This window comes from Virgibacillus aidingensis (assembly GCF_010994035.1).
In the GTDB taxonomy this organism is placed as follows: Bacteria; Bacillota; Bacilli; order Bacillales; family Amphibacillaceae; genus Virgibacillus_N.
In genome coordinates this window covers 23,472-44,905 of record NZ_WIXN01000011.1, presented here as the reverse complement: position 1 = coordinate 44,905, position 21,434 = coordinate 23,472, and the positions used below count along the sequence as shown (strand labels likewise).

Below are 21,434 nucleotides of genomic sequence, written 5' to 3'. Positions count from 1 at the left end.
TATGTAAATAAAAAACGCCTTCTAAGCTTCATATTAGCTTTTACATTATTTCTCAGACTTATACAGCAATACAAACGTTTCCCCATGATGAGCAGTTGTAGAGCATGCTCTCTATTTTTTTATCTCATGAACAACATGGGTAATCTCCGGTAAGATTAATTTATCCATGGCCAGCTTGACGGCACCCGAGGATCCCGGAGTGGAAAATATGGCCGTACGATTACATACACCGGCAATCGCTCGGGACAGCATGGCAGCTGAGCCTATATCTTCTTGGTAGCTCAACATCCTGAACAATTCACCAAACCCGGGTATCTCTTTATCAAGCATGTTTCTTACCGCCTCAATTGTTACATCACGGCCGGCAATGCCTGTGCCGCCATTTGTTATAATAGCATCTATATCCGGATTTTCACTGGCCGCTTTGATTATCTGCTGAATTGTTTCTGATTCATCCATCACGATTTCCCGCTGAACCATTAGATGTCCGGCTTCAGTTAAAAGCTTTTCCATCAAATCCCCGCTTTTATCACTTTCTTTTGTCCTCGTATCACTTACGGTTAATATCATACAGCCGATAGATGCTGTACCTTTTTTATGCTCTTTTACTGACATGTTTCTTCCCCCTTCTTTATAAAATACAATTGGCCAGGAATTGGAAACTTATCCGATTCTTGGCCAATACTCCCTTTATTTTTTTTGCCCTTCTGCCAGCCTTACCGTATCTCTGGCAATCATAACTTCCTCATTGGTAGGAATAACAATTACTTTTACGGGAGAATGCGGATAGTTAATAAACTGTTCCTTTCCCCTCACTTTATTTAATTCAGGGTCCCAATAAACTCCCATAAACTCAAGTCCATTTAATACTTTAGAACGAATAACATCACTGTTTTCTCCGACTCCTGCGGTGAAAATAATAGCATCTACACCGGACATTTTTGCCGCATAGGAACCAATATATTTATGGATTCTGCCTGCAAATACATCCAGCGCAAGCTTCGCCCTTTCATTTGAATCAGCTTGTTCTTCTATATCACGAAGGTCACTGGAATAACCGGATAAGGCTAGCATACCGCTTTCCTTGTTCAAAACATTCATCACTTCTTCGGCTGTTTTTCCCGTTTTATCCATAATGTACGGAATAAGCGCAGGGTCAATATTCCCGGATCTGGTCCCCATTGTAACACCTGCCAGCGGAGTAAAACCCATAGATGTATCTAAAGATCTTCCTCCTTGAATAGCTGCTATGCTGGCGCCATTTCCGAGATGGCAGGTAATGAGCCGAAGTTTATTATAAGGCAAACCCAATAATTCACTGGCACGCTGGGATACGTATTTGTGGCTTGTTCCGTGGAATCCGTATTTTCTTATGCCGTAATCTTTATAGTAGGAATATGGCAAACTGTACAGATAGGAAGATGGAGGCATCGTTTGGTGAAATGCAGTATCAAATACGGCCACCATCGGCACATCGGGCAGCATGTCGCGAAAGGCGCGGATTCCGGTTAAGTTTGCAGGGTTATGCAATGGAGCCAGTTCAGAGACTTCTTCAATTGTTTCCATTACCTCTTCCGTAATTTTTATTGAATCACTGAATTTTTCTCCGCCATGAACAACCCTGTGGCCAACTGCCTCTATTTCGTAAAGGGATTCAATGACACCGGAACTTTTTAAGCCTTCCAACAGTTTTTTTACTGCTATTTCATGATTCGGAATATCGCCCACTTGTTTATCCTTCTCATTATTTACTTCCAAAGTAAAAACAGACTCATTCAGGCCAATTCGTTCAACCAGTCCTTTTGCTATTACTTTTTCTTCCGGCATGAGGATTAATTGGAACTTCAATGACGAACTTCCTGCGTTGATTGCCATTATTTTATTCACTCAGTCTTCTCCTCCTTATAGCGCTGAAACCACTCATTGATCTTTCCTAAACTATTGCTGATCGCATCCGTATTTTTAAATGAAGGAACCTGTGCAAGTAAAGGCTGTTTAGGTGCAATTGTATTATTCCCTTTCTTCTGCAGGATCAAAATGCTTTTTATATTCTTCTTTGTGGTAAATGCTGTCTCAGGCAGTCTCAGAACACCAATAATGTGGGCATGTTCGCGAAGATAACGGTGTAATTTGTCGGATTGATCACTGTCAAACAGGAATTCCGGAATAACAAATATTAAATATCCCGCTTCCTTTGTATAATTTATACTTTGTTCAATAAATAAATGGTGGGCATAAGAATGTCCTTCATCAGCTTTCAATTCAAAGTTACTGGCCCTGACATTATCCGGATAATAGCCGACAGGCAAGTCTGCAATTACGAGATCAACCGGGTCCATTAAAAATGGCTGCAGGCTGTCCTGATGGAAAAATTCAATTTGCCTTTCTTGTAAGTTTGCATTTAAAACAGCTAATTGTATTAATGTAGGATCCACTTCACTGGCAAATGCCTCTACAGACTGCGGCAATTGATCAAGTACAGTTGTAATGAGATTGCCTGTTCCTCCTGCCGGATCAAAAATCCGCAATGCTTTTTTTTCGGCTGTCAGCTTTTCTGCAAGATAACCTACGATCAAAGCGACTGTTTCCGGCGTCATTAAATGCTGCTGCTGGGTGGACCCCTTCATCCCTTTTAAAATTGCAAGCTGAACTGCTTTTCTAATATCCGCCTTATCCAATACATCATGTTCTATCTGCTTTAAAGCAGTGTTCAGTTTGTGGGTAATGATGTCATCCCAGTCTTCCGGTACCTCCCTGTAAAATAATATCTCCAATGTGTATGTTAAACAATCCAAATACGGCGCTTTCACATAATTTTCGATTGATGCTGTCGTATTATCCAGCCACTCATATAAAGTTTCCACATTTGATTTTTCCATTATACATCCTCCGATCCATTCAGCATGTTTATTGTACCAAAAGCCCGCGGAAACTTACAAAATAAAGCAAGGCACGTGAGGAGAATTTACTTCTTTTGTGCAGATTTTCTGAACTTTTCATCCCTAAAAACAGGAAAACCCCCTCCCAGGCTAGTTGGGAGAGAGTTTTCAATAGAAATACTAATTAAATTTTTATTCTGCCTGACCGGCTGCTTCCAATGCTTTATCATAATCAGGATGATTACCAACTTCGCTGACAACTTCCTTGTACGTTAGCTTATCGTTTGAATCCACTACAAAAATGGACCTTGCCAATAAACGCAATTCTTTAATCAGGACGCCATACTTTTCGCCAAAATCAGCATCTCGGTGGTCAGACAGTATATCCAGTTTATCCACTTTATTTTCTTCTACCCATCTTTTTTGGGCAAATGGCAAATCCATGCTTACTGTTATTACCTGGACATTTCCAATTTTCCCTGCTTCATTATTAAAGCGCTGTGTCTGCAGGGAACAAACACCAGTATCCACCGATGGCACCACACTGATCAACTTAACCTTCCCTTTATAATCACTTAAAGAAACTTCCTCGAGATCATTTGACAGTGCAGTAAAGTCCGGAGCCTGATCACCAACATTGATATCCTTGCCGAGCAATGTGACCGGGTTACCTTGAAATGTAATGTTCGCCACTAAATATCCCTCCCAAAAATAATATCTCTATTCATTATGGATTTTATTACAGTACATGTCCACCCAAATGGATTTTGGTTTATGGTTATAACCCGTTTTCTCCCGGCAAAAATTTATCCGGTGGACCCTCTTGGCAAGTGTATACTTGGATAAGGGTCACAGTGACTGAGTTAAATATCATACTGCGTCGGAGTTTCCTTTTTTTCCGGCTTCCGTTTAACTTCTTTTTTTGAAGAAGATTCCTTCAGCATTTGCTGTATTTTTTCTACAACCTGTGGAGCGTAATCAAGCATCTTCTCGTAAATATGTGTCTGCTGATCCAAATGCACCATCTTAATTCCCTTTTCACTTACTATTAAAAAGGCAATAGGAGTGATGGAAACTCCGCCTCCGCTCCCCCCTCCAAACGGAAGTTCTTCGTCTTCCGAACTTCCCTGGCTGCCCGATTTAAATTCACTGCCTCCGGCTGCAAAACCAAATCCCAGCTTGGAAACCGGAATAATGACACTGCCGTCAGGGGACTCAACCGGATCTCCAATAATGGTATTTACTTCCACAATATCTTTCAGGTTTTCCATCGTTGTTGTCATAAGTCCTTGAATAGGATGTTCTTGCATGGATGCTACCTCCCGAATAGTTAATTAAAATTATGCAGATGCTGTTTTTTCCGATTTCATGGAAAAGAACAAACGGATGATTTTACATATGATATGTATAGCTTGTGCTATTTGAATTGATACCATACAGTCGAATTTACAATGAAAGTACATTTTTTGATAATCAGGGATGATCCTGATGTCTGGCTTGCATTTAAGATGGGTGAAATTTCCGAGAAGTCCCGCTGCCATACCTTTCATGGACCAGAGTCCTCCTGCTGCTGCTCCGGTCGATGCAGCATGACCTGTTCCGCCTTCTGTCACCCAGCAAAACCGGTGCAACTTCAGTTTTTTCAATATAAGCACAAGCATCTGCTGCATTAGTTTTGCCGTCTCAAGCAGGGATTCCAATCTGGATGAAAAACTTTCAAACTCAAAACCAGAGGCTGGAAAGTTAATATTCTCCGGTATAATAGGATAAGTTTTTTTAAACAAACGAAATCGAAATAAAGTAATCTTTACAGCAACACTTTTTGTTTGACCGGTATACAACAGGGAAATGGAAATATAGATACGTGAAAAAAGCAGCAAAATAAGCAATCCTGCCGTTCCCGAGAGAAACCATACCATTTTTATGATCAACTCCTTTCTGCCGGAATCAACAGAATTAAAGGGCAGACTCCGCACTGTTTATTTTGTGACAAAATGCCGGTTTTTACTCTTATAATTATGAATTCATTAGGCGATAATTGAAGATAGTGATAAAATAATTAGTATAGCAATTTTTAATTGGAAGGAGTAAACGCAATGCAAACACGCAGAAATTTGTATTTTTATTATCCAAGACATGATGAAACACTTAAAAATAAAATGGAAGCATTATATAAAGCAGCAGAAGATAATCAATTTCACATTGTAGAAGATGCAGTAAATGCGAATATTATCGTCAGCATCGGCGGAGACGGGACATTTCTGCAGGCTGTCAGGAAAACAGGTTTTCGCAGTGACGCGCTTTATACCGGGATTACCCGTGCCAATGAGTCAGGCCATTATTGTGATTTTAATTTGGACAACTTTAATGAGATGCTTCATATTATGCAAAATGAAGAATTGGAAGTCCGACGCTTTCCTGTCATTAAAGTCACAGTGAATGATGGTTCTGAATTTAAATCTTTGAACGAAGTCAGTGTTCGTTCATCGATTATTAAATCCATCGTGATTGATGTGATTATTGATGATGAGCATTTTGAAACCTTTAGAGGAGACGGCCTGATTGTTGCGACACCAACTGGGAGTACAGGATACAACAAATCTGTTGAAGGAGCGGTAATTGATCCAAAAATACCGTGTTTTCAGGTTTCCGAGTTAGCTTCCATCAATAACAACCGGTACCGGACCCTTGGTTCCTCCTTCATATTAAACAAAAACAGAAAATTGAAGCTGTCTGTGGTTCAGGACGGAAATGATTATCCTATTATTGGGTTAGATAATGAGGCCTACTCCGTTCGCAATATTAAAGATATAACAGTAACACTTAGCGACGACGTAATTAAAACAGTTAAACTCAAAAACAACTCCTTCTGGGACCGTGTAAAACGGACTTTTTTATAAAAAAACAAAGGGACAGTTCTACTGTTTCATCATTATGAAACAAAGAACCGTCCCACCTTTTTCGGTTAGCCAATTTTATTTAATTTTACTGCTGAGTTCCGCCAAATTGCTGTTCAGCCATTTGAACAAGACGTTTCGTGATTTCACCGCCTACGGAACCGTTAGCACGAGAAGTAGAGTCAGCTCCTAATTGAACACCAAATTCCTGAGCAATTTCAGTTTTCATTTGGTCAAGAGCTTGCTGAACACCAGGGACTACTAATTGGTTTGAATTATTATTATTTGCCATGTTAGTTCACCTCCCTTGTACACCTAGATTGTGTAGTCAGAGAAAAAAACATGCACGAAATCTGATTGGAAAGTGTTGTTAATACAAGCTTTTCCAATTTACGCAGCGTATTTCCGCAACACAGCCAGTTTTACATTACACTTTTACAGCAGATCATCAAACGCTTCATCATATTTTTTGACCGGGGAAACCTTAATTGTTTCTATGCCGTCTACCGCTTCATTAATCAGACCGCTGAAATCTTTTTTTGATTCAAAGTATGCTGCTTTATCCCGTTTCGGCTTCGTTTTTGGCGATTTCGGCACAAAAATCGTACAGCAATCCTCGTAAGGCAATATAGATGTCTCATATGTGCCAATTTGTTTGGAAATATCTATAATTTCCGATTTGTCCATCGCAATAAGCGGCCGGAGAATCGGATAATTTGTCACAGCATTAATGACATTCATACTTTCCATTGTCTGGCTGGCCACCTGGCCGAGATTTTCTCCGGTAGTCATTGACAAAATACCTTCTTTTTCACACAGTATTTCACTGATCCGCAGCATCATTCGGCGCATGACTGTCATAGCATAGCCGTCAGGTATTTCCCGGAAAATTTCCTGCTGCAGCTTCGTAAATGGGACGATATGAACTTTTATAGAGCCTCCGAATGCTGTCAGCTGTTTTGACAAATCAAGTACTTTTTGTTTGGCCCGCTCACTTGTGAATGGAGGGGAATGAAAATGGATAGCTTCCAGCTGAACACCGCGCTTCATGGCCAGAAATCCTGCAACAGGACTGTCAATCCCGCCGGAAAGCAGCAGTAAAGATTTTCCAGAGGTGCCTACAGGCAATCCGCCAAACCCCGGGATCACGGCGGAAGTTATATAAGTTGCTTCCTGCCTTATTTCCACTTTAATCTCCATATCAGGTTGATGGACATCAACCGTGAAATCATCTGTATTAATTAGTAAATGTCTCCCAAGCACCTGATTCATTTCCTGGGAGCGGACAGGAAAGTCTTTATTGATCCGTTTCACCGTAACTTTGAATTTACGCACATGACTGCTTTCTTTCAAAGCGTATAATGCTGCTTCTTTTATTTTTTCCGCATCATTTTCGACTTTGATTGCAAGACTTAGGCTCTGAATGCCAAAAATATGCCTGCATTTTTCTATGATCGGATCAGGATCATGCCCATTTAATATAACAAACATTCTCCCTTGTGTTCTTTTTACCTTCACATTGGTGAATTCCTTTAATTTTTGCTGGATATTCTGCTGCAGCTGTAAAATAAACTTCTTTATATTCTTGCCCTTTAGGGCCATTTCGCCGTAACGAATTAAAATATGATCATATTGCATAATAATCTACTCCATTACCTGTTTGAATTGAATAATTGCATTCTGTAAAGCTTGTAAAAATTCATTGATTTCTTCTTTTGTTGTTTCATACGACAGACTGACCCGGAGTGCCGATATCGCAATATCTTTATTAAATCCGCAGGCAGTCAGAATTCTACTTTCATCTTTCTCTTTGGAGGAACAGGCGGATTTGGTTGATATGAATATATCCTTCTCACCGAGCATGTGGATTATGACTTCAGGCTTTGTCCCCGGAACAGAAAAATTGATGATATGCGGTGCCGCATCTTCAGGTGTATTAACGATGACACCATCCATATTTTTTAATGCTTTTTGTAAATAGTTTCTATTACTGTATAGCCTGTCAATTTCCGCTTTCTCTTTTTCCTTTACCAGCCGAAGAGCCTTTACCATCGCCACGGCTCCGGCTACATTTTCGGTACCCGAGCGAAGTGCCCGCTCCTGGTTACCTCCATGAAATAAAGGGAATATCTTTGTCCGTTTGTTTACATACAGGATTCCTGTTCCTTTCAGTCCATGAATTTTATGGCCGGAATACGTACATAAATCAACCCCGTTGCGGCGCAGGTCAAGCGGCACTTTTCCAAGGCCCTGCACATCATCCACATGGAAAAGAAGCTTTGGATGTTTTGCAGCAATATCGCCAATTTCTTTAATTGGCTGGATCGCTCCCATTTCGTTATTAACGTGTATGACCGAGATCAGAATAGTGTCCTTCCCGATTGCGCTTTTCAGCTCATCAACTGAGATTTTACCCTGTTCGTTTACTGGTAAATAGGTAATATCAAAGCCGAGCTTCTCCAGCCCCTTACAGGCCTCATAGACCGATGGGTGTTCTATCTCGGTCGTAATAATATGCCTCCCCCTATTTTGGTGTTCAAGTGCAGCACCTTTTATGGCCATATTGTTTCCTTCTGTACCGCCGGCAGTAAAAATAATTTCATTTTGATTTACTCCAAGCAATTCTGCAGCCTGCTGTCTTGCTTTCGTATACAGCTTTTCTACCTGTCCGCCCAAGGAATGAATAGACGACGGATTGGCAAAAAAAGTAGTGGATACTTGTTGAAAGCTCCTTAAAACATCAGGATCCGTTTTTGTAGTTGCACTATTGTCTAAATAAATCATATTTAGTTCTCCTTAAAATGTTGCTTCATTGGTGTTAATAAAAACCCGTATTTGATCATCTCTTAGTAAATGCGTTATTTTTTGTATCCTTTCGATACTTAAGACTTAAAAATTTTAGCGCTCATTAATTCAATTATTTTGGGCTGTGGTAAAGCGTTCCTTGTCCCAGCATAAACATTGCAGAAAAAATTACAAAATATACTATCGTAATGAAGACGATACACCTACGTATAAGCTGTTTTATGATAAATGGCGGCGGCATACTTTTGGCCGCCACGATTTTTTCTTAACGTGAAAAACATATTTCTGCTTGCATTCACACATTATAGCATGAAAAGAGGCTGTCTCAAAGAGCCGTCCCCCTTTGGTTGGGTCGGGCTTCAAAAGACAGCCTCATTATTTTTTGCCATTTTAATTCATTGCAGCTTTTTGATATTCCTCTATGCGCTTTAACGCACCCGGTTCAATTTCCTCCACTGCTTTTGCCGCATGCTCCAGTGATAATTCATATTCATAGGAGCGAAATAAACGCTCGGCTTCAGTTAATTTGGAAGCCAGCAGGGGATATTGGCTGCGGTACCGGTTTGCATACTGAATCACCTGTTCTGTTAAATACGCCTGATCAAGCATTACATCTGTCTGTTCCACCATATGTTTCACTGCATTTTCCGCTTCACCCAGCGCCTGCTGTACCTCATTCATATCTAATGGCTGCTTTTCCAGTGCAGTAAGCACCATCTCATTCTTAAAGGACGCATTCTCCAATGAATCCCAAATAAAATTAGGTACTCCCGGCACATTGCTTTTTTTTAATTTCCGCTGTGTATGATAAAGCTCATTGCGGATTTCCGTTAATTTAGCTTTTGCTTCCAACTCATCTTTTCTGAGATTTTGAATCCGTAATTTAAACCCTTCATGCGCACGCTCCAATTCTTTCACCTGAGAAAATCCTTGCTCAATTTTTTCCCGGAGCTCCGAATGAGAAACACCATTATCTCCCATATCATTTTCAAGCTCTTCCAATTCAGCTTTCAGCTTGGCAATCGCTTTATCAAGGGAAATAAATCGCTCCATATCACTGTCCTCGATATAGTATGCTTTCTGCAGTTCCTCAACTTCCGCTCTTGTATCGTCAAAAGATTGATCTATTTTGTGAATGGATTTTTTATAGCCCGGAATTTGGTTTTCCAGATAATTTTTGGCCAGCGCCTCTTTCTCCAGGAGGCCATACATTTCCTGAATCCTTTCTTCTATTTCAGGCATGATTTCCTTCGCCTGCGAGGCATCTCCTTTATCCAATTTCTCGAGACTGTCCGAAAGCCCTTCCTGATATGTACGTATTTCTTTTTCAAAAGCCAGATGATCTACACGATAGCCATCTTCTTTCATCTCTTTTAAACCTGCAAATAAATCATGCAGCTGTGAAGGCAGCTCATGCTTGCATTTTTTGTAGATCTCCGGAAATTCTTCCATTCGCTCTTCCAGCTCGGTTAAATTTACTCTCAGTTCATCAATCAACCGTTTTGCCTGGTAATAGTTTCCTGATTTGATTTCATCATTATACCCAAGGAGCTTCTCTTCCAGGAGGTCAATTCTTTCGTCAAAATAACTTTCTGCCTTGCCGTATTGATAACGCTGCTGAGAAAGATTTTTTCGCAATGATTTGATTGCTGGGTTTATTTCCTCTGCTTCTTTTCTTCCTGATTCTTCCGATTCCATCAGGTCGTCTACTTCCTTCAATATTTTTTCAATATCTGCTTCAATGGATACAAGCACTTTTTCCGTTTCATTTAACGTTTTTTTCGCTTTAGAAAATCTGTAGCGGTCCGCTGCTTCCTCTGCATCGAATAAGTGCTCTTCAATGTCAGGCAGTTCTTTAGTCACAATCTGATCCCAGCGTTCTTTCCAGGATTCAAACTTAGCCTGTGTTTCTCCGGATAAATTCAGCTCTTTAATCCGGGAAAGCTCTCCTGCAATGTTCCTTCCCAATATATCCATTTTCCAGGCTTCATACCGGTCCACCACATCATACACACGTTTCCTTAAAATTAATCCAGTGATAATCAATGCAATAATAAGTAAAATAACTCCAATAATGTACGCCATATACTGCTCCCCCACACCTTCCCAACAGAGGGTAATTTATTTATATTCATATAAAAATAAATTTCTCTAATAGACTTGATATTCTTACTTGGATGTATAGTAATTATAATACCATGTTACAGGCATTTTTGGCTAAAAATATACAAATAAATCGAGAAAACGATATTTTTTATTCTAAAGTATTGATTTCTTTCTTTTCAGCAATAAATTCAATCCACTGGTGGATGGTTTTCACATATTTTTTTACAAATATTTCACCGGTAAAGTCTCCAACCCGGTCATTTTTCCATTCATTATGCATAATATACGGGGTGACCAGCATCCCTTTCAGCTGCATAAATAAATAATGCTTTTCATCGGTATTCATTTTCCGGTTCTGTATAGTATCATTAAATGTATTCTTCAAATAATGATTTTCTTTTGCCAGATAAGTAACAGCCATTTCTCTTACAAAAACGGAATCCAGGGACAATTCCCTGTGGATGAAACAAGAAAATTGATGATTGCTTTGTTTATATTGTATAATGATCTGAATTAAAGTTTTCAGACGGTCCAGTGCTGGCAAGTTTTCTGATTTCTCCAGCTCTGCTTCCATTACTTTCAGATATTCTTCATAGTAATTGGTTACGGCATATTCCAATAAGCCCTGTTTTCCTTTAAAATAATAGCTGATCAAGGAAACATTGACAGAAGCTTTCTCTGCAATATCCCGTACACTGGTGCCATGAAAGCCATTTTGGAAAAATAATGAGGATGCTGCTTCAACTACTTTTTGTTTGGATGGATTTGTTTTCACTTTATTCAACTCCCTACCTCAAGATTACGACAAACAAGTAAATAATCCTGCATTTTTTCTCGACAAAATAATTGGCACTGTCGAAATTGGAAATTTTTTTAAGAAGGAGACGATGTAATTGTTCGAAACTGCAGTTTATTCAGGCTCAAAAGAAAAAGATTATGCATTGGTCATCAGTCAATTAAAAGCATTAAGTGAGGATGAAACAGATACAACCGCTATTCTTGCCAATGCATCCGCCCTCTTGAATCAATTTCTAACTGAAATCAACTGGGTTGGCTTCTATATTTGGAAAGAGGACGAATTGGTGCTTGGCCCTTTTCAGGGACTGCCTGCATGCATTCGAATCGCCTATGGCAAAGGGGTTTGCGGCACTGCGGTAAAAGAAAGAAAAATACAGCGCATAGCAGATGTGCATGCTTTTCCCGACCATATCGCCTGTGATGCCAAAAGCCAATCCGAAATTGTGGTTCCCATTATAAAGGACGGCAATGTATACGGCGTGCTTGACATTGACAGTCCCATTAAAGACCGCTTTGATGAAGAAGATGAAATCTATCTTGAAAAATTTGTCCGCGAGCTGGAGAAACACTTATCATAATGGATCAGCATCAAATGTATAATCATATCCCCCATATTCATTTACAGCAATGAACACAGGGGATAGTTTTATATAATCCTCTATATTTTAACGGCTGCCGCTGCGCTTTGCCTCATACAATAATTTATCTGCCCTGATAAATAAATCGCAGGCAGAATCTTTTTTCGCATGATCCCGGGAGGATACACCGGAAAACCAGGTTCATACAAATAGAATGCTGTACAGCAAGCATGAACTGTAGATTTTAACTTTTCCATCATCCTTGTCCTTATCCGGTCACATGTATCCTGATCTCTGTGATAACATTAAATTTAATGGTGTGCGCAATTGACGCAGCGCTTCTATATGTATCACCTTTCAACTCTGAAATAATTACATATATGACGAAGCCGGTTGATGAAAAAGACCATTATTTCTATTATACAATACCCGGGACTATTATCCCATACTTGAACTTGCTTACTATAGTTTAAAATTTTGGTTGACTTACTGCTGTAAACGTTATATACTATTCGTTGTGTAAAATATTAAAGTAGCCTATGTGTATTTCTATTTGCACCCATTTTGTTCCTCGATGCGGAAAAGGATTTCCCGAGGTGTATCGTGTAACTCTTAGCTGCTGGAGCGATGGTACATGAAAACATAATGGACAGGTGGGAACTCACGCACTTTTATTTTATGCAAATAAAATAAAAAGGAGGAAATGTCTTATGGCACGCTATACTGGACCGATATGGAAAAAAGCACGTCGTCTTGGCATTTCATTAACTGGAACTGGTAAGGAACTGGATAAGCGTCCTTACGCTCCTGGTCAGCATGGACCAACACAACGCAAGAAAATGACAGAATACGGACTGCAGCAACAGGAAAAGCAAAAGCTCCGTTTTATGTATGGATTGAATGAACGTCAATTCCGTACACTGTTTGATGCAGCAGGGAAAATGAAAGGGATCCACGGTGAAAACTTCATGGTTCTGCTTGAATCCCGTTTGGATAACCTTGTTTACCGCATGGGATTGGCGCGCACACGCCCTCAGGCCCGTCAGCTTGTAAACCATGGCCATATTACCGTGGATGGACACCGTGTAGATATTCCGTCTTACCGTGTAAAGCCAGGACAGGAAATCGGAGTGCGCGAAAAATCCGAGAAGCTTGATATTATTGAGGAAGCCATTGAAGTAAACAATTTTGTTCCTGAATACATCACATTTGATGAAAACAGTAAAACAGGTACGTACAATCGTTACCCAGAACGCGCTGAATTACCGGCTGAAATTAACGAAGCGCTTATTGTTGAGTTCTACTCACGTTAGGAATTTCGCTTTGCAAAGTGAAGCATTAAAAGCCTTAGAACCCTTGAAATATCAAAGGTTCGGGGCTTTTTTGTTTTTCTTGGCATTGCAAGATAAAGCATGAAAATGAACGTATTTGGGGCTAATTTTGGGGCTAATTTGGGGCTGATTAATATTAATCAGTTTAGGCGTATGTAGGGGAATGGATATATTTCAAAAAAACAATGGGTATTCGGATTTTGTGGTGGAAAAGGGCTTATAAGTCTCCCTTTTCCAATTTCTTAATAAGTGTGAAAAAATCGACACCATAGTTTCCTGTTAAAAGTGGTCTGTTACTTCATCCCAATTGAAAGTATCGTATAACATAGCTTTGTTGAAAGCACTGAATGCCACGTGATCCTTAAAAAACGTTTCTAACGGGCTTTTCATCTACACCAACGCTTTCGGCTACTTCCACAAAGGTCTTAGACATGGATTGTTCTTCAATGGAGTCTACCAACCTTTTAGTCATATTACGCTTTTCGTCAATGGATATAAGGCATTCCCAAAATGTGGAACCACACTCACGACACTTGTAACGTCTACGGTTTACTTGTAAGCCCACTCGCTTTAAACGAATAGGCAAGTCCATGATTAGTTGTTTTCGTAAACTGTGTTTGTACAATTTGTCAAATCCGCATTCGGGACAACGTTCAGTGTTTTGATTGCCTCCACTTTAAACATCATATCGGTTTTATTTTCTTGTGGGGGTTCAACTGTTTTAAGGTCTAGTAGGAATAATAGGTCTGACAAATTGTTCATCTTTTACTACTGGCATTAAGGGATCAAGTATTGATTTCAACAATCACGCCCGATTCAACATAAAGTTCTTTATCTTTTCTTCAGAATCAAACTGACCTATTATAAGCATTAAGGGGTCATACTAATACCACCTGGGGTTCTATTTAACAATTCAATATGGCCAGACGTGTTGATTATAAATTTCACTTTTAATTCATCAAATGGAATAAGGATACCTATAGAAATAAATTCAACATGTTTTTATTCCACTTTAATATTTTATCCAAATAATTTGGTTGTTCTTCACTTGTTCCAGTAACGAGTCCGTTTTCCCACACAAATGATTCAAGTATTGATTTTACTGCTGTAATTTGCTCTTCAACTTGCTGTTCGTTTATTTCAAACTCATCTATAATCTCTTTACTATATTTTTCTTTATTATTTTTAAGCTGCATGAGAAACTTCCCCGATTCCGTTGCAGTTCCTTCTCCATTTATGAATCGTTCAAAATAGTCCTCATCCATATATTTTTTAGCGAGTGTATAAAAACTTACGTCATTGTCGTTTGAAAGAGGGCTACTATAGTTTTTAAACGGTTTTAAGTCACTGTTATCAATGACAACGTATCCTTTTTCTCGTAGCACATCATTAACACTACAATGTTTAAATAAATTGCGTATCATTAAAAGCCAGGTTAATTGAGAAATGCTTTCTTTGAAGGAAGCTTTCGCTACAACACAGGAAAGCTTCCTTCACATAATATATTACTTATTTGCAAAGTTCATTTCTTATTCTATTTTTTTGATGATGACTTTTCCTTCTTTGGCCAAATGGTGTAAGAAAATGACCAAATAAAATCGATAAATAAAATAACACCCCAGACAGCATTTACTTGGTTAATCTTCGGATCCTCATAAATTTGGAAAAATTCCCCGATTTGATTAAGATTAAAATCTTGCCAACCTGTAAAGTTGTCAATGTTCCAAAAGACAATTTGGGCAATCACAAAAATGACAAGGTGGATATACCAACCTTCTCTTTCTTCCTTTGCATGAGCTCGACCATACTTTTTCTCTACAGCGCTCTCGCTTGTTTGTAAGTCAGGAACTGTTTCCCCTTTCCAACTTGCAACTTTCTTTTTAAAATAGTGGTCTAATCGTTTAAAATCCTTTTTTCCTTCAAAAATAAGATAAATATAGAAAATTGCTGTAATAATCTGAAACGAATCAAGCGTTCCAGTTTGTAAATAATCATAAATGGCCAGAAATGCTAGGAATAATTCGTTCAGAATTAATAATATAATAAAGGCAAAACCGACAGCGTTCTTTCGAAACCAGTACCTCATAATAAAAAAGAGCCCTGCAAACACTAAAAATAGAATTTCTGCGATAATCACAATTAGCCATTTATACTGCATCAAAAAGTCCATCATTTCCATCATCTTATCAATCCTTTAATTCAAGAAAATAGCCTGTTTTTAACTCATCATATTTGATTTCACGTTTACATAGCATACACAGTCATTTATTAACAGATAAAGCAGTTTAATGCCTTAATAATGTAATATGCCCACTCTCCGTAATAACTGACAGAGTTGGACTATTCGTTGCAGGTTGTCCAATCTCTCCTTTTAATACATTATCATCACTGTTTGAGGTATCGACAAACGAAAAATCAGAATGTATCTCGCCGAATTTCGCTCTTAGGTCAAATGAAAGTATTTCGGGTTCCTTCGGAAGTTTTATTTTCACATCTCCAAACTTGGCATTGATTTGATTCTTGCCTTTTAGTCCCGTATTAAGAGAGACGTTTACATCTCCCTCAGCCGTTTCGAGATCAAATGATGCATCAATGCTATGGAGTGTAATATTTCCTAAATTAATATTACCTTTTATTACCTCACCCTGATAACCGTTTAGAACAATATTCCCTTCATCAGCATTGATATTGATTCTTTTGGATAATAACTTTTGTTCAGACGTGAGATCCCCAAAAGCAGTACGCAAAGTTAATGTTTCATACATTTTGTCAGGGATATATACGTTTAACTTCGGTTCAGAAAAATTTAAAGAAATTGGAGATTTTTGATCCTGAGATAGTTTAATAATAGCAGATTTACCACTGGTATCAACTTGAAAATCAGTAACTAAATTGTTGCTGGTCTTTCCCGTTACTTCTGCTGTAATTTTATTTTGGTCATGTGTATGAATGTGGATCTCTGCCAATTCGCCATCAATCGTAATTTCATTAATCTCTTCAGCTTCAAGTGTCTCTTTCAATTCTATTTTTTCAGACTGATTCTTGAAATAATTGCCAAAACATCCCGATGCCAATACTGCTAATATTCCAATGACTAAAACAGTCAGGAATTTTCTGATAAACCATTTCATGGTACAACCTCCGTTATTTTGAGTTTAACTTGTCAGTGTTTTGGTCCCTCGTTGAATAATCAGTTGAAAATTTGTCTCTTTCTCCCCATTATTGCTATGATTGCCAGACCTGCTGTCAAAAGTAAATAGACATAAGTGAGTTGATTTCCCTGAATCCCTGTGAAGTCCAAATAGGGTGCATTTTGCACTGGACCCATAATCCACCAAACAACAAATATGGCCTCATAAAGCTTCCTAGTCCCCGCCCATATACCAGCTGCTAACGCTAAAGTAGGTGAAAAGAAAATAGCTATGAGCCAAGCACTTAGCCAACTCCAATCACCTGCTGCTATCATTTGAACTGTTCCACCACTGGTTATTAGAAACGAAACGAATACCCCTGAAAGCCAGACAGCAAATAATTGCATATAGGGAGGACAGTTGGAAAACAACAGTTGCTCTGTTCGATACATTTTTTCTTTCGCCCCTATAGGAGCCAACAAAGGGATCGGCCATAACCAAATAACATATAAAAACACTTTCGTTGAAGTCAATGGAATAAACATGGTAAGTAAAAACAAAATTATCCCTACTCCATACCACCAAAGAGAGACATCCCTAAACATGAGCTTCAGTTCAGAACGAAAGATGTAATAAAATGAATATTGTCTTTCCCCTTCAATAGTTTGGATATGGACAGATTCTATCACTTTACCTTTAGGCTGATACCTTACTAGATCCTTCTCAAGCCCACCATTTGTATTCTGAACAGATGTTTTCTTTTCTAAAGACAAAAGAGAGCCCCTTCGGAAAATCAGTACCGAGATTAGAAATAAAAAAGCACCAATCAACAACCAAAATAGACGTTCTGTAACGTAGTCTTTTGTCCATATAATCCCTGTCCAATCAAAAATTAATAGAGATTGCACTGTTTGGTATCCAAAATTCATGTTCGTCGCGTTTACCATCGGAAATGCCTCTTGTACTCCATTCAAAATTTCAGTGAACATTAATTGAGAACCAAAAATATCTATCTTTCCAACTCCTGAGAAACTCAAAGCACTAACCGCTGTCCATATACTGAAGAAAACGATATTACCTATAACGCCTTTCATAAAAGGGATAATGTCAAACAATATCGTTAGTGCACTCAAAACACATAGGGAGGGAAGAACGATCCATACATAAGGCAAAAGGTAATCATGTAATACAAACTGTGTCTCCTCAAGCCGAATATACTGCATAGTAATAAAAGCTAATTCTAATACGCCAGCCATGACAGCAAGTATTAAAAAAACACTAATCAGCTTTGTAAGCAAATAATGGAAATTACTCATCGGACTAGGTACTAGAATCGTACCGACACCTAACTTTCTGTCTTCGGAAATCTTCCCTCTTAAAAGGTAAAATCCAAAAGGCCAAAGAAACAGTGAACTGCTAAGTGCCGCAACGGCTCCTAACCATGCTGAATTGTAAATGCTGCGTGCTTCACCTACATACATGGTTTGGTAACCTGCATCAGCTGGAGGTACAAGGAAATATCCAAGAGTAATCACCACTCCAAGCATTATTAAAAATCCATAGGATCTCAATATCAGCATTAGATTGTAATGGCTGATGGTGATACAACGTTGGATTCTATCAATCATTACGCGTTCCCCCATTTCTTACAGATATATAATAAAGATAGGCATCCTCTAAAGTTGGGGATATCATTTCTGCATCTGGGAACGGACGACGATTAGAGATGATTCGCACATGCATGCCATCACTACGTTGAAATACTCGGCTGACCACATGGGACTGTTGAATTTCTGGCAATTGCCTGCTTGGAACCGTGCACTCCCATACTTTGTGCTCCACATCAATGAGAAGATCTTCCGGTAGAGCATGTTGCAACAATTTGCCTTCAGACATAATAGCAATTTGAGAAGCAATGGATTCAACGTCAGATACGATATGTGTGGATAGGATAATAATCCGCCCAGAGGCCAAATTCGCTAAGAGGTTGCGAAATCGAATACGTTCTTCGGGATCAAGGCCAACAGTCGGTTCATCAACGATGAGAAGTTTTGGATCATTTAAAAGAGCCTGCGCGATACCGATACGCTGTTTCATTCCTCCCGAAAAACCACCTATCCTTCGTTTAGCGTCCTGAGCCAGATTCAACGCGTCAAGAAGATCTTGAATGCGTTGTCTTGCTAACTTCATAGGCAATCCTTTAACGGCAGCCATATATTCAAGAAATTCAATCACGTTCAAATTCGGGTAAATCCCAAAATCTTGAGGTAAATAACCAAGGTTTTTTCTTATTTCTTTAGGATTATTTACAATGTTCATCCCATCTAATGTAACTTTTCCATCTGTTGCGCGCATTAATGTAGCGAGGATTTTCATTAGAGTAGTTTTACCCGCTCCATTGGGTCCAAGTAAACCTAGGACACCAGACTTCAAACATAAACTGAAATCAGTAAGTGCTTGCTTATTTCCATAATTTTTACTTACTTGATCAATCATTAATTCCATTAATCATTCTCCTTTCACTCAACTGGATGTTTCCAGAATAATTATAACGAATGAGAGTAAAATCTAAGTAAACAGCAAGCAAAATCGAAATTATTTCTATAGAGGCAGCAAAACTTGCATTGTAGTTCCTTCATTTATACGACTTTTTACGCGGATGTCCCCGTTATGGGCAGAAATTAACTGTTGAGCAACAGCCATTCCTAAGCCTGTTCCTTCCAATATTGCATCGGTGGATGTTCCCCGATAATATTTACGAAACAAATGGTCAATTGTTTCCTTGTCCATTCCTTTCCCGTTATCTTCGATGGTGATCTTGAGATCTGTCAACTTTTGAAGGGTTACTCTAATTCGTGTCCCTTTAGGATTATGTGTAACCGAATTAACAAGCAAATTTCGAAGAGCCCGTTGAAAAAGTTTAGGATCGATTTGCATATCAAGTTGAGTTTCAACTGTTTCAAAAGAAAGGTGATAGCCATTTGCCCACGGAGCACTGGCTACATCAGCAACAGTACGGCGAACAAGTTCCACTACATCCTTGTTCTCCGTTTCTAAAGGAAAGTGTGCCCCTTCCAGTCGGAATGACAAATTTAAATCTTGAATGAGCTCATTCATATGTTCCGCTTTTCCGTGGATTTCCAATAGGAACTGTTCTTGTTTTTCTTCACTCCATTGAAACCGGTTTGACAATAGCATGGTTGAATAACCTGTTATGTAAGTGAGTGGAGTTTTTAAATCATGAGAAATGCCGGCAATCCATTCTTTTTTCATTCGATCCAACTTTTCCCGTTCCCTATGGTTGTTTTCTAAGGTTTGTGTTAAGGTTTCAAGGTGATCAATTAATTCTTTATATACTCGATAAGGGCCCTTTAATTTATGTGTTTTTTTTGAATAGATATTATTATGCTGAACAGGCGGATAATAGTTTCCATTGGCTAAATGATGAATCCATTGAATCATATAGTAAATTGGTTTCCCTATGTACCAGCCATAAATAATAAGGGATATGAAATATATCGAACCTAAAATTACGAGAGGTGTAGCACCCTTTTCCATCAATTCTGGCAAAAGAATACTTACTACTGCCAGAACGAAACTCGTAAAAACAAACATTAACACAAAAGTTAAAATTAAATAAACGACGATACGTAGCATTACTTTCATAGTCATCAACCTTTACATGGTGGCACAAATTTATAGCCTAGCCCTCTAATATTAACAAGAATACCAGGATTGGCGGGGTCCTTCTCAATCTTTTTTCGAAGTTTGGAGATATGAATAACCACTGTTTTTTCGTCACCCTGAAGAGCGGATCCCCAAACCTGTTCATATAATTGTTGAGCGGTAAAAATTCGATTCGGATGCTCACACAAAAATACAAGCAGTTCAAATTCCTTAGCCGTGCAATGTCGATCAAAGCCATTCACAATTAATTGCCCCGCACTTTTGTGAACGGTAAAAACACCAAAATCCAGGATTTCCTCCTCCTGTCCTACATAAGAGGACTTATTCAAATTCTGTCTCCGTAGTTGGGCCCGTATCCTTGCTGCTACTTCAAGAGGGTTAAATGGCTTGGTGATATAATCATCCCCACCGATTCCAAGCCCCATTAATTTATCAAGATCTCCAGTGAGCGCTGTCAAAAACAGGATTGGAACTGATGTTATTTTTCTAATTTGTTGGCACAATTCAAATCCATCAATATCCGGCAGCATAACGTCAAGGACAATTAAATCAAAAGCCACATTCTCAACCAAATGTAAGGCTTCATTCCCAGATGATGCCGTTGCGATTTGAGTATAGCCCTCCTGATTTAAAAGATTTTCCAACATTGTCAAAATTCCTTTTTCATCGTCCACTAATAATATTTTATCATCCAAAACAGAATCCTCCTTTGTAAACTAAACTTGCTTTCTATCACTTAAAAATCACAGAAGAGAATTATTTAATACGGTTCTCCAAGGATTCGATTGCCAGTTTAAACGCAATTAAACGACGCTCATTTAATGTTTTTTGAGAACTACCTTCTTTTGCCTTTGTTATCTGTTTTTCAATAGATGGAATGATGTCTTCTAGTATATCTTTAGAAGTCAATATGATTTTTTCATCATAGAAAAAACCTCCTCCATTGCAAGCATCCTTTAGGCTTCGTAAACCGATTTTAACGGCACTTCGTCTCTTTTTGACAAGGGTTGTATTTGAACCCTTGTCGGTCAAGCTTTTATAAGCATTTGAAAGCTTATTAAAAGTAGACTCCAAGGATTTAATAGACAAATCCTGGATTTCTTGGCTAACAGTTTTCATATGTGAACCTCCCTTTTAAATAATGCAACAATTTATAAATCTCTTATACACTATCTACCCCGGTCGTATAAAAATTTTTTATTTAGGTTAATCATATATACAT

Annotated in this window: 22 protein-coding genes and 1 pseudogene; 3 read left to right on the top strand and 20 right to left on the bottom strand. The window is 38.7% G+C overall.

The window, feature by feature from the left end; all coding sequences use genetic code 11:
• Positions 1 to 111: 111 nt before the first annotated feature.
• The 6 genes from GHD25_RS10945 to GHD25_RS10920 form a co-directional block, all read right to left on the bottom strand.
• Complete coding sequence (locus tag GHD25_RS10945) at positions 112 to 615, bottom strand: MogA/MoaB family molybdenum cofactor biosynthesis protein (RefSeq protein ID WP_164216750.1); 504 nt, start codon at positions 613 to 615, stop codon at positions 112 to 114.
• A gap of 75 nt (positions 616 to 690) precedes the next feature.
• Positions 691 to 1,875 (bottom strand): acetate kinase, encoded by a 1,185-nt coding sequence (locus tag GHD25_RS10940; protein WP_462943648.1) that lies wholly within the window; start codon positions 1,873 to 1,875, stop codon positions 691 to 693.
• Between the two features lie 8 nt (positions 1,876 to 1,883).
• Complete coding sequence (locus GHD25_RS10935) at positions 1,884 to 2,879, bottom strand: class I SAM-dependent methyltransferase (RefSeq protein WP_164216746.1); 996 nt, start codon at positions 2,877 to 2,879, stop codon at positions 1,884 to 1,886.
• Between the two features lie 192 nt (positions 2,880 to 3,071).
• Positions 3,072 to 3,572, bottom strand: coding sequence for a thiol peroxidase (gene tpx / locus GHD25_RS10930; RefSeq protein WP_164216744.1), 501 nt, complete (start codon positions 3,570 to 3,572; stop codon positions 3,072 to 3,074).
• A 170-nt stretch (positions 3,573 to 3,742) separates the two neighbouring features.
• A complete protein-coding gene (gene ytfJ, locus GHD25_RS10925) occupies positions 3,743 to 4,189 on the bottom strand; it encodes a GerW family sporulation protein (RefSeq protein WP_164216742.1) in 447 nt (148 codons plus the stop codon).
• Positions 4,190 to 4,219: 30 nt separating this feature from the next.
• Positions 4,220 to 4,798, bottom strand: a complete 579-nt coding sequence (locus tag GHD25_RS10920; protein ID WP_164216740.1) for a DUF2953 domain-containing protein — start codon at positions 4,796 to 4,798, stop codon at positions 4,220 to 4,222.
• A gap of 177 nt (positions 4,799 to 4,975) precedes the next feature.
• Here GHD25_RS10920 and GHD25_RS10915 point away from each other — a divergent pair, with 177 nt between their 5' ends.
• The gene (locus GHD25_RS10915; RefSeq protein WP_164216738.1) at positions 4,976 to 5,779 is read left to right on the top strand and encodes an NAD kinase; all 804 of its coding nucleotides are present in this window, start codon (positions 4,976 to 4,978) and stop codon (positions 5,777 to 5,779) included.
• Positions 5,780 to 5,864: 85 nt separating this feature from the next.
• Here GHD25_RS10915 and GHD25_RS10910 read toward each other — a convergent pair whose 3' ends face one another.
• The 5 genes from GHD25_RS10910 to refZ all read right to left on the bottom strand — a co-directional run bounded on the left by GHD25_RS10910 (position 5,865) and on the right by refZ (position 11,462).
• Entirely contained in the window at positions 5,865 to 6,068 is a 204-nt protein-coding gene (locus tag GHD25_RS10910) for an alpha/beta-type small acid-soluble spore protein (RefSeq protein ID WP_164216736.1), read from the bottom strand.
• A gap of 143 nt (positions 6,069 to 6,211) precedes the next feature.
• Positions 6,212 to 7,414, bottom strand: a complete 1,203-nt coding sequence (gene thiI, locus GHD25_RS10905) for a tRNA uracil 4-sulfurtransferase ThiI (RefSeq protein WP_164216734.1) — start codon at positions 7,412 to 7,414, stop codon at positions 6,212 to 6,214.
• 6 nt (positions 7,415 to 7,420) lie between these two features.
• A complete protein-coding gene (locus GHD25_RS10900; protein ID WP_164216732.1) occupies positions 7,421 to 8,560 on the bottom strand; it encodes a cysteine desulfurase family protein in 1,140 nt (379 codons plus the stop codon).
• A gap of 411 nt (positions 8,561 to 8,971) precedes the next feature.
• The gene (gene ezrA, locus GHD25_RS10895; protein ID WP_164216729.1) at positions 8,972 to 10,666 is read right to left on the bottom strand and encodes a septation ring formation regulator EzrA; all 1,695 of its coding nucleotides are present in this window, start codon (positions 10,664 to 10,666) and stop codon (positions 8,972 to 8,974) included.
• A 169-nt stretch (positions 10,667 to 10,835) separates the two neighbouring features.
• A complete protein-coding gene (gene refZ, locus GHD25_RS10890) occupies positions 10,836 to 11,462 on the bottom strand; it encodes a forespore capture DNA-binding protein RefZ (protein WP_164216727.1) in 627 nt (208 codons plus the stop codon).
• Between the two features lie 118 nt (positions 11,463 to 11,580).
• Here refZ and GHD25_RS10885 point away from each other — a divergent pair, with 118 nt between their 5' ends.
• Both GHD25_RS10885 and rpsD read left to right on the top strand, forming a co-directional pair.
• Positions 11,581 to 12,063 (top strand): GAF domain-containing protein, encoded by a 483-nt coding sequence (locus GHD25_RS10885; RefSeq protein ID WP_164216725.1) that lies wholly within the window; start codon positions 11,581 to 11,583, stop codon positions 12,061 to 12,063.
• 710 nt (positions 12,064 to 12,773) lie between these two features.
• Positions 12,774 to 13,376 carry a 30S ribosomal protein S4 gene (gene rpsD / locus GHD25_RS10880; protein WP_164216723.1) on the top strand — a complete coding sequence of 201 codons (603 nt, stop codon included), beginning with the start codon at positions 12,774 to 12,776 and terminating at the stop codon, positions 13,374 to 13,376.
• 382 nt (positions 13,377 to 13,758) lie between these two features.
• Here the strand turns inward: rpsD and GHD25_RS10875 are convergent.
• From GHD25_RS10875 to GHD25_RS10835, 9 genes and pseudogenes are all read right to left on the bottom strand, one after another.
• Positions 13,759 to 14,147, bottom strand: a pseudogene (locus tag GHD25_RS10875) (transposase family protein); the annotation flags it as partial.
• A 224-nt stretch (positions 14,148 to 14,371) separates the two neighbouring features.
• The gene (locus GHD25_RS10870) at positions 14,372 to 14,818 is read right to left on the bottom strand and encodes a hypothetical protein (RefSeq protein ID WP_164216721.1); all 447 of its coding nucleotides are present in this window, start codon (positions 14,816 to 14,818) and stop codon (positions 14,372 to 14,374) included.
• A gap of 110 nt (positions 14,819 to 14,928) precedes the next feature.
• Positions 14,929 to 15,576, bottom strand: coding sequence for a hypothetical protein (locus tag GHD25_RS10865; RefSeq protein ID WP_052717178.1), 648 nt, complete (start codon positions 15,574 to 15,576; stop codon positions 14,929 to 14,931).
• A gap of 103 nt (positions 15,577 to 15,679) precedes the next feature.
• Entirely contained in the window at positions 15,680 to 16,525 is an 846-nt protein-coding gene (locus tag GHD25_RS10860; RefSeq protein WP_164216719.1) for a DUF4097 family beta strand repeat-containing protein, read from the bottom strand.
• 59 nt (positions 16,526 to 16,584) lie between these two features.
• Positions 16,585 to 18,153, bottom strand: coding sequence for a hypothetical protein (locus tag GHD25_RS10855; protein WP_164216717.1), 1,569 nt, complete (start codon positions 18,151 to 18,153; stop codon positions 16,585 to 16,587).
• Positions 18,146 to 19,030 (bottom strand): ABC transporter ATP-binding protein, encoded by an 885-nt coding sequence (locus tag GHD25_RS10850; RefSeq protein ID WP_164216715.1) that lies wholly within the window; start codon positions 19,028 to 19,030, stop codon positions 18,146 to 18,148. Before GHD25_RS10850 ends, GHD25_RS10855 begins: the two co-directional genes overlap by 8 nt.
• Positions 19,031 to 19,126: 96 nt before the next feature.
• Positions 19,127 to 20,197: a sensor histidine kinase gene (locus tag GHD25_RS10845; protein ID WP_164216713.1), complete on the bottom strand. Its 1,071-nt coding sequence runs from the start codon at positions 20,195 to 20,197 to the stop codon at positions 19,127 to 19,129.
• Entirely contained in the window at positions 20,197 to 20,907 is a 711-nt protein-coding gene (locus tag GHD25_RS10840; RefSeq protein ID WP_276207822.1) for a response regulator transcription factor, read from the bottom strand. The genes GHD25_RS10845 and GHD25_RS10840 overlap by 1 nt, the downstream gene beginning before the upstream one ends.
• Before the next feature lie 61 nt (positions 20,908 to 20,968).
• Complete coding sequence (locus GHD25_RS10835; protein ID WP_164216711.1) at positions 20,969 to 21,331, bottom strand: hypothetical protein; 363 nt, start codon at positions 21,329 to 21,331, stop codon at positions 20,969 to 20,971.
• Positions 21,332 to 21,434: the final 103 nt, after the last annotated feature.

What these genes read in the sequence shown, in the direction of transcription:
- GHD25_RS10945 (WP_164216750.1), bottom strand. Translation starts at nt 615, where the DNA reads ATGTCAGTAAAAGAGCATAAAAAAGGTACAGCATCTATCGGCTGTATG.
- GHD25_RS10940 (WP_462943648.1), bottom strand. Translation starts at nt 1,875, where the DNA reads ATGGCAATCAACGCAGGAAGTTCGTCATTGAAGTTCCAATTAATCCTC.
- GHD25_RS10935 (WP_164216746.1), bottom strand. Translation starts at nt 2,879, where the DNA reads ATGGAAAAATCAAATGTGGAAACTTTATATGAGTGGCTGGATAATACG.
- ytfJ (WP_164216742.1), bottom strand. Translation starts at nt 4,189, where the DNA reads ATGCAAGAACATCCTATTCAAGGACTTATGACAACAACGATGGAAAAC.
- GHD25_RS10920 (WP_164216740.1), bottom strand. Translation starts at nt 4,798, where the DNA reads ATGGTATGGTTTCTCTCGGGAACGGCAGGATTGCTTATTTTGCTGCTT.
- GHD25_RS10915 (WP_164216738.1), top strand. Translation starts at nt 4,976, where the DNA reads ATGCAAACACGCAGAAATTTGTATTTTTATTATCCAAGACATGATGAA.
- GHD25_RS10910 (WP_164216736.1), bottom strand. Translation starts at nt 6,068, where the DNA reads ATGGCAAATAATAATAATTCAAACCAATTAGTAGTCCCTGGTGTTCAG.
- thiI (WP_164216734.1), bottom strand. Translation starts at nt 7,414, where the DNA reads ATGCAATATGATCATATTTTAATTCGTTACGGCGAAATGGCCCTAAAG.
- GHD25_RS10900 (WP_164216732.1), bottom strand. Translation starts at nt 8,560, where the DNA reads ATGATTTATTTAGACAATAGTGCAACTACAAAAACGGATCCTGATGTT.
- ezrA (WP_164216729.1), bottom strand. Translation starts at nt 10,666, where the DNA reads ATGGCGTACATTATTGGAGTTATTTTACTTATTATTGCATTGATTATC.
- rpsD (WP_164216723.1), top strand. Translation starts at nt 12,774, where the DNA reads ATGGCACGCTATACTGGACCGATATGGAAAAAAGCACGTCGTCTTGGC.
- GHD25_RS10870 (WP_164216721.1), bottom strand. Translation starts at nt 14,818, where the DNA reads ATGATACGCAATTTATTTAAACATTGTAGTGTTAATGATGTGCTACGA.
- GHD25_RS10865 (WP_052717178.1), bottom strand. Translation starts at nt 15,576, where the DNA reads ATGATGGAAATGATGGACTTTTTGATGCAGTATAAATGGCTAATTGTG.
- GHD25_RS10860 (WP_164216719.1), bottom strand. Translation starts at nt 16,525, where the DNA reads ATGAAATGGTTTATCAGAAAATTCCTGACTGTTTTAGTCATTGGAATA.
- GHD25_RS10855 (WP_164216717.1), bottom strand. Translation starts at nt 18,153, where the DNA reads ATGATTGATAGAATCCAACGTTGTATCACCATCAGCCATTACAATCTA.
- GHD25_RS10850 (WP_164216715.1), bottom strand. Translation starts at nt 19,030, where the DNA reads ATGGAATTAATGATTGATCAAGTAAGTAAAAATTATGGAAATAAGCAA.
- GHD25_RS10845 (WP_164216713.1), bottom strand. Translation starts at nt 20,197, where the DNA reads ATGACTATGAAAGTAATGCTACGTATCGTCGTTTATTTAATTTTAACT.
- GHD25_RS10835 (WP_164216711.1), bottom strand. Translation starts at nt 21,331, where the DNA reads ATGAAAACTGTTAGCCAAGAAATCCAGGATTTGTCTATTAAATCCTTG.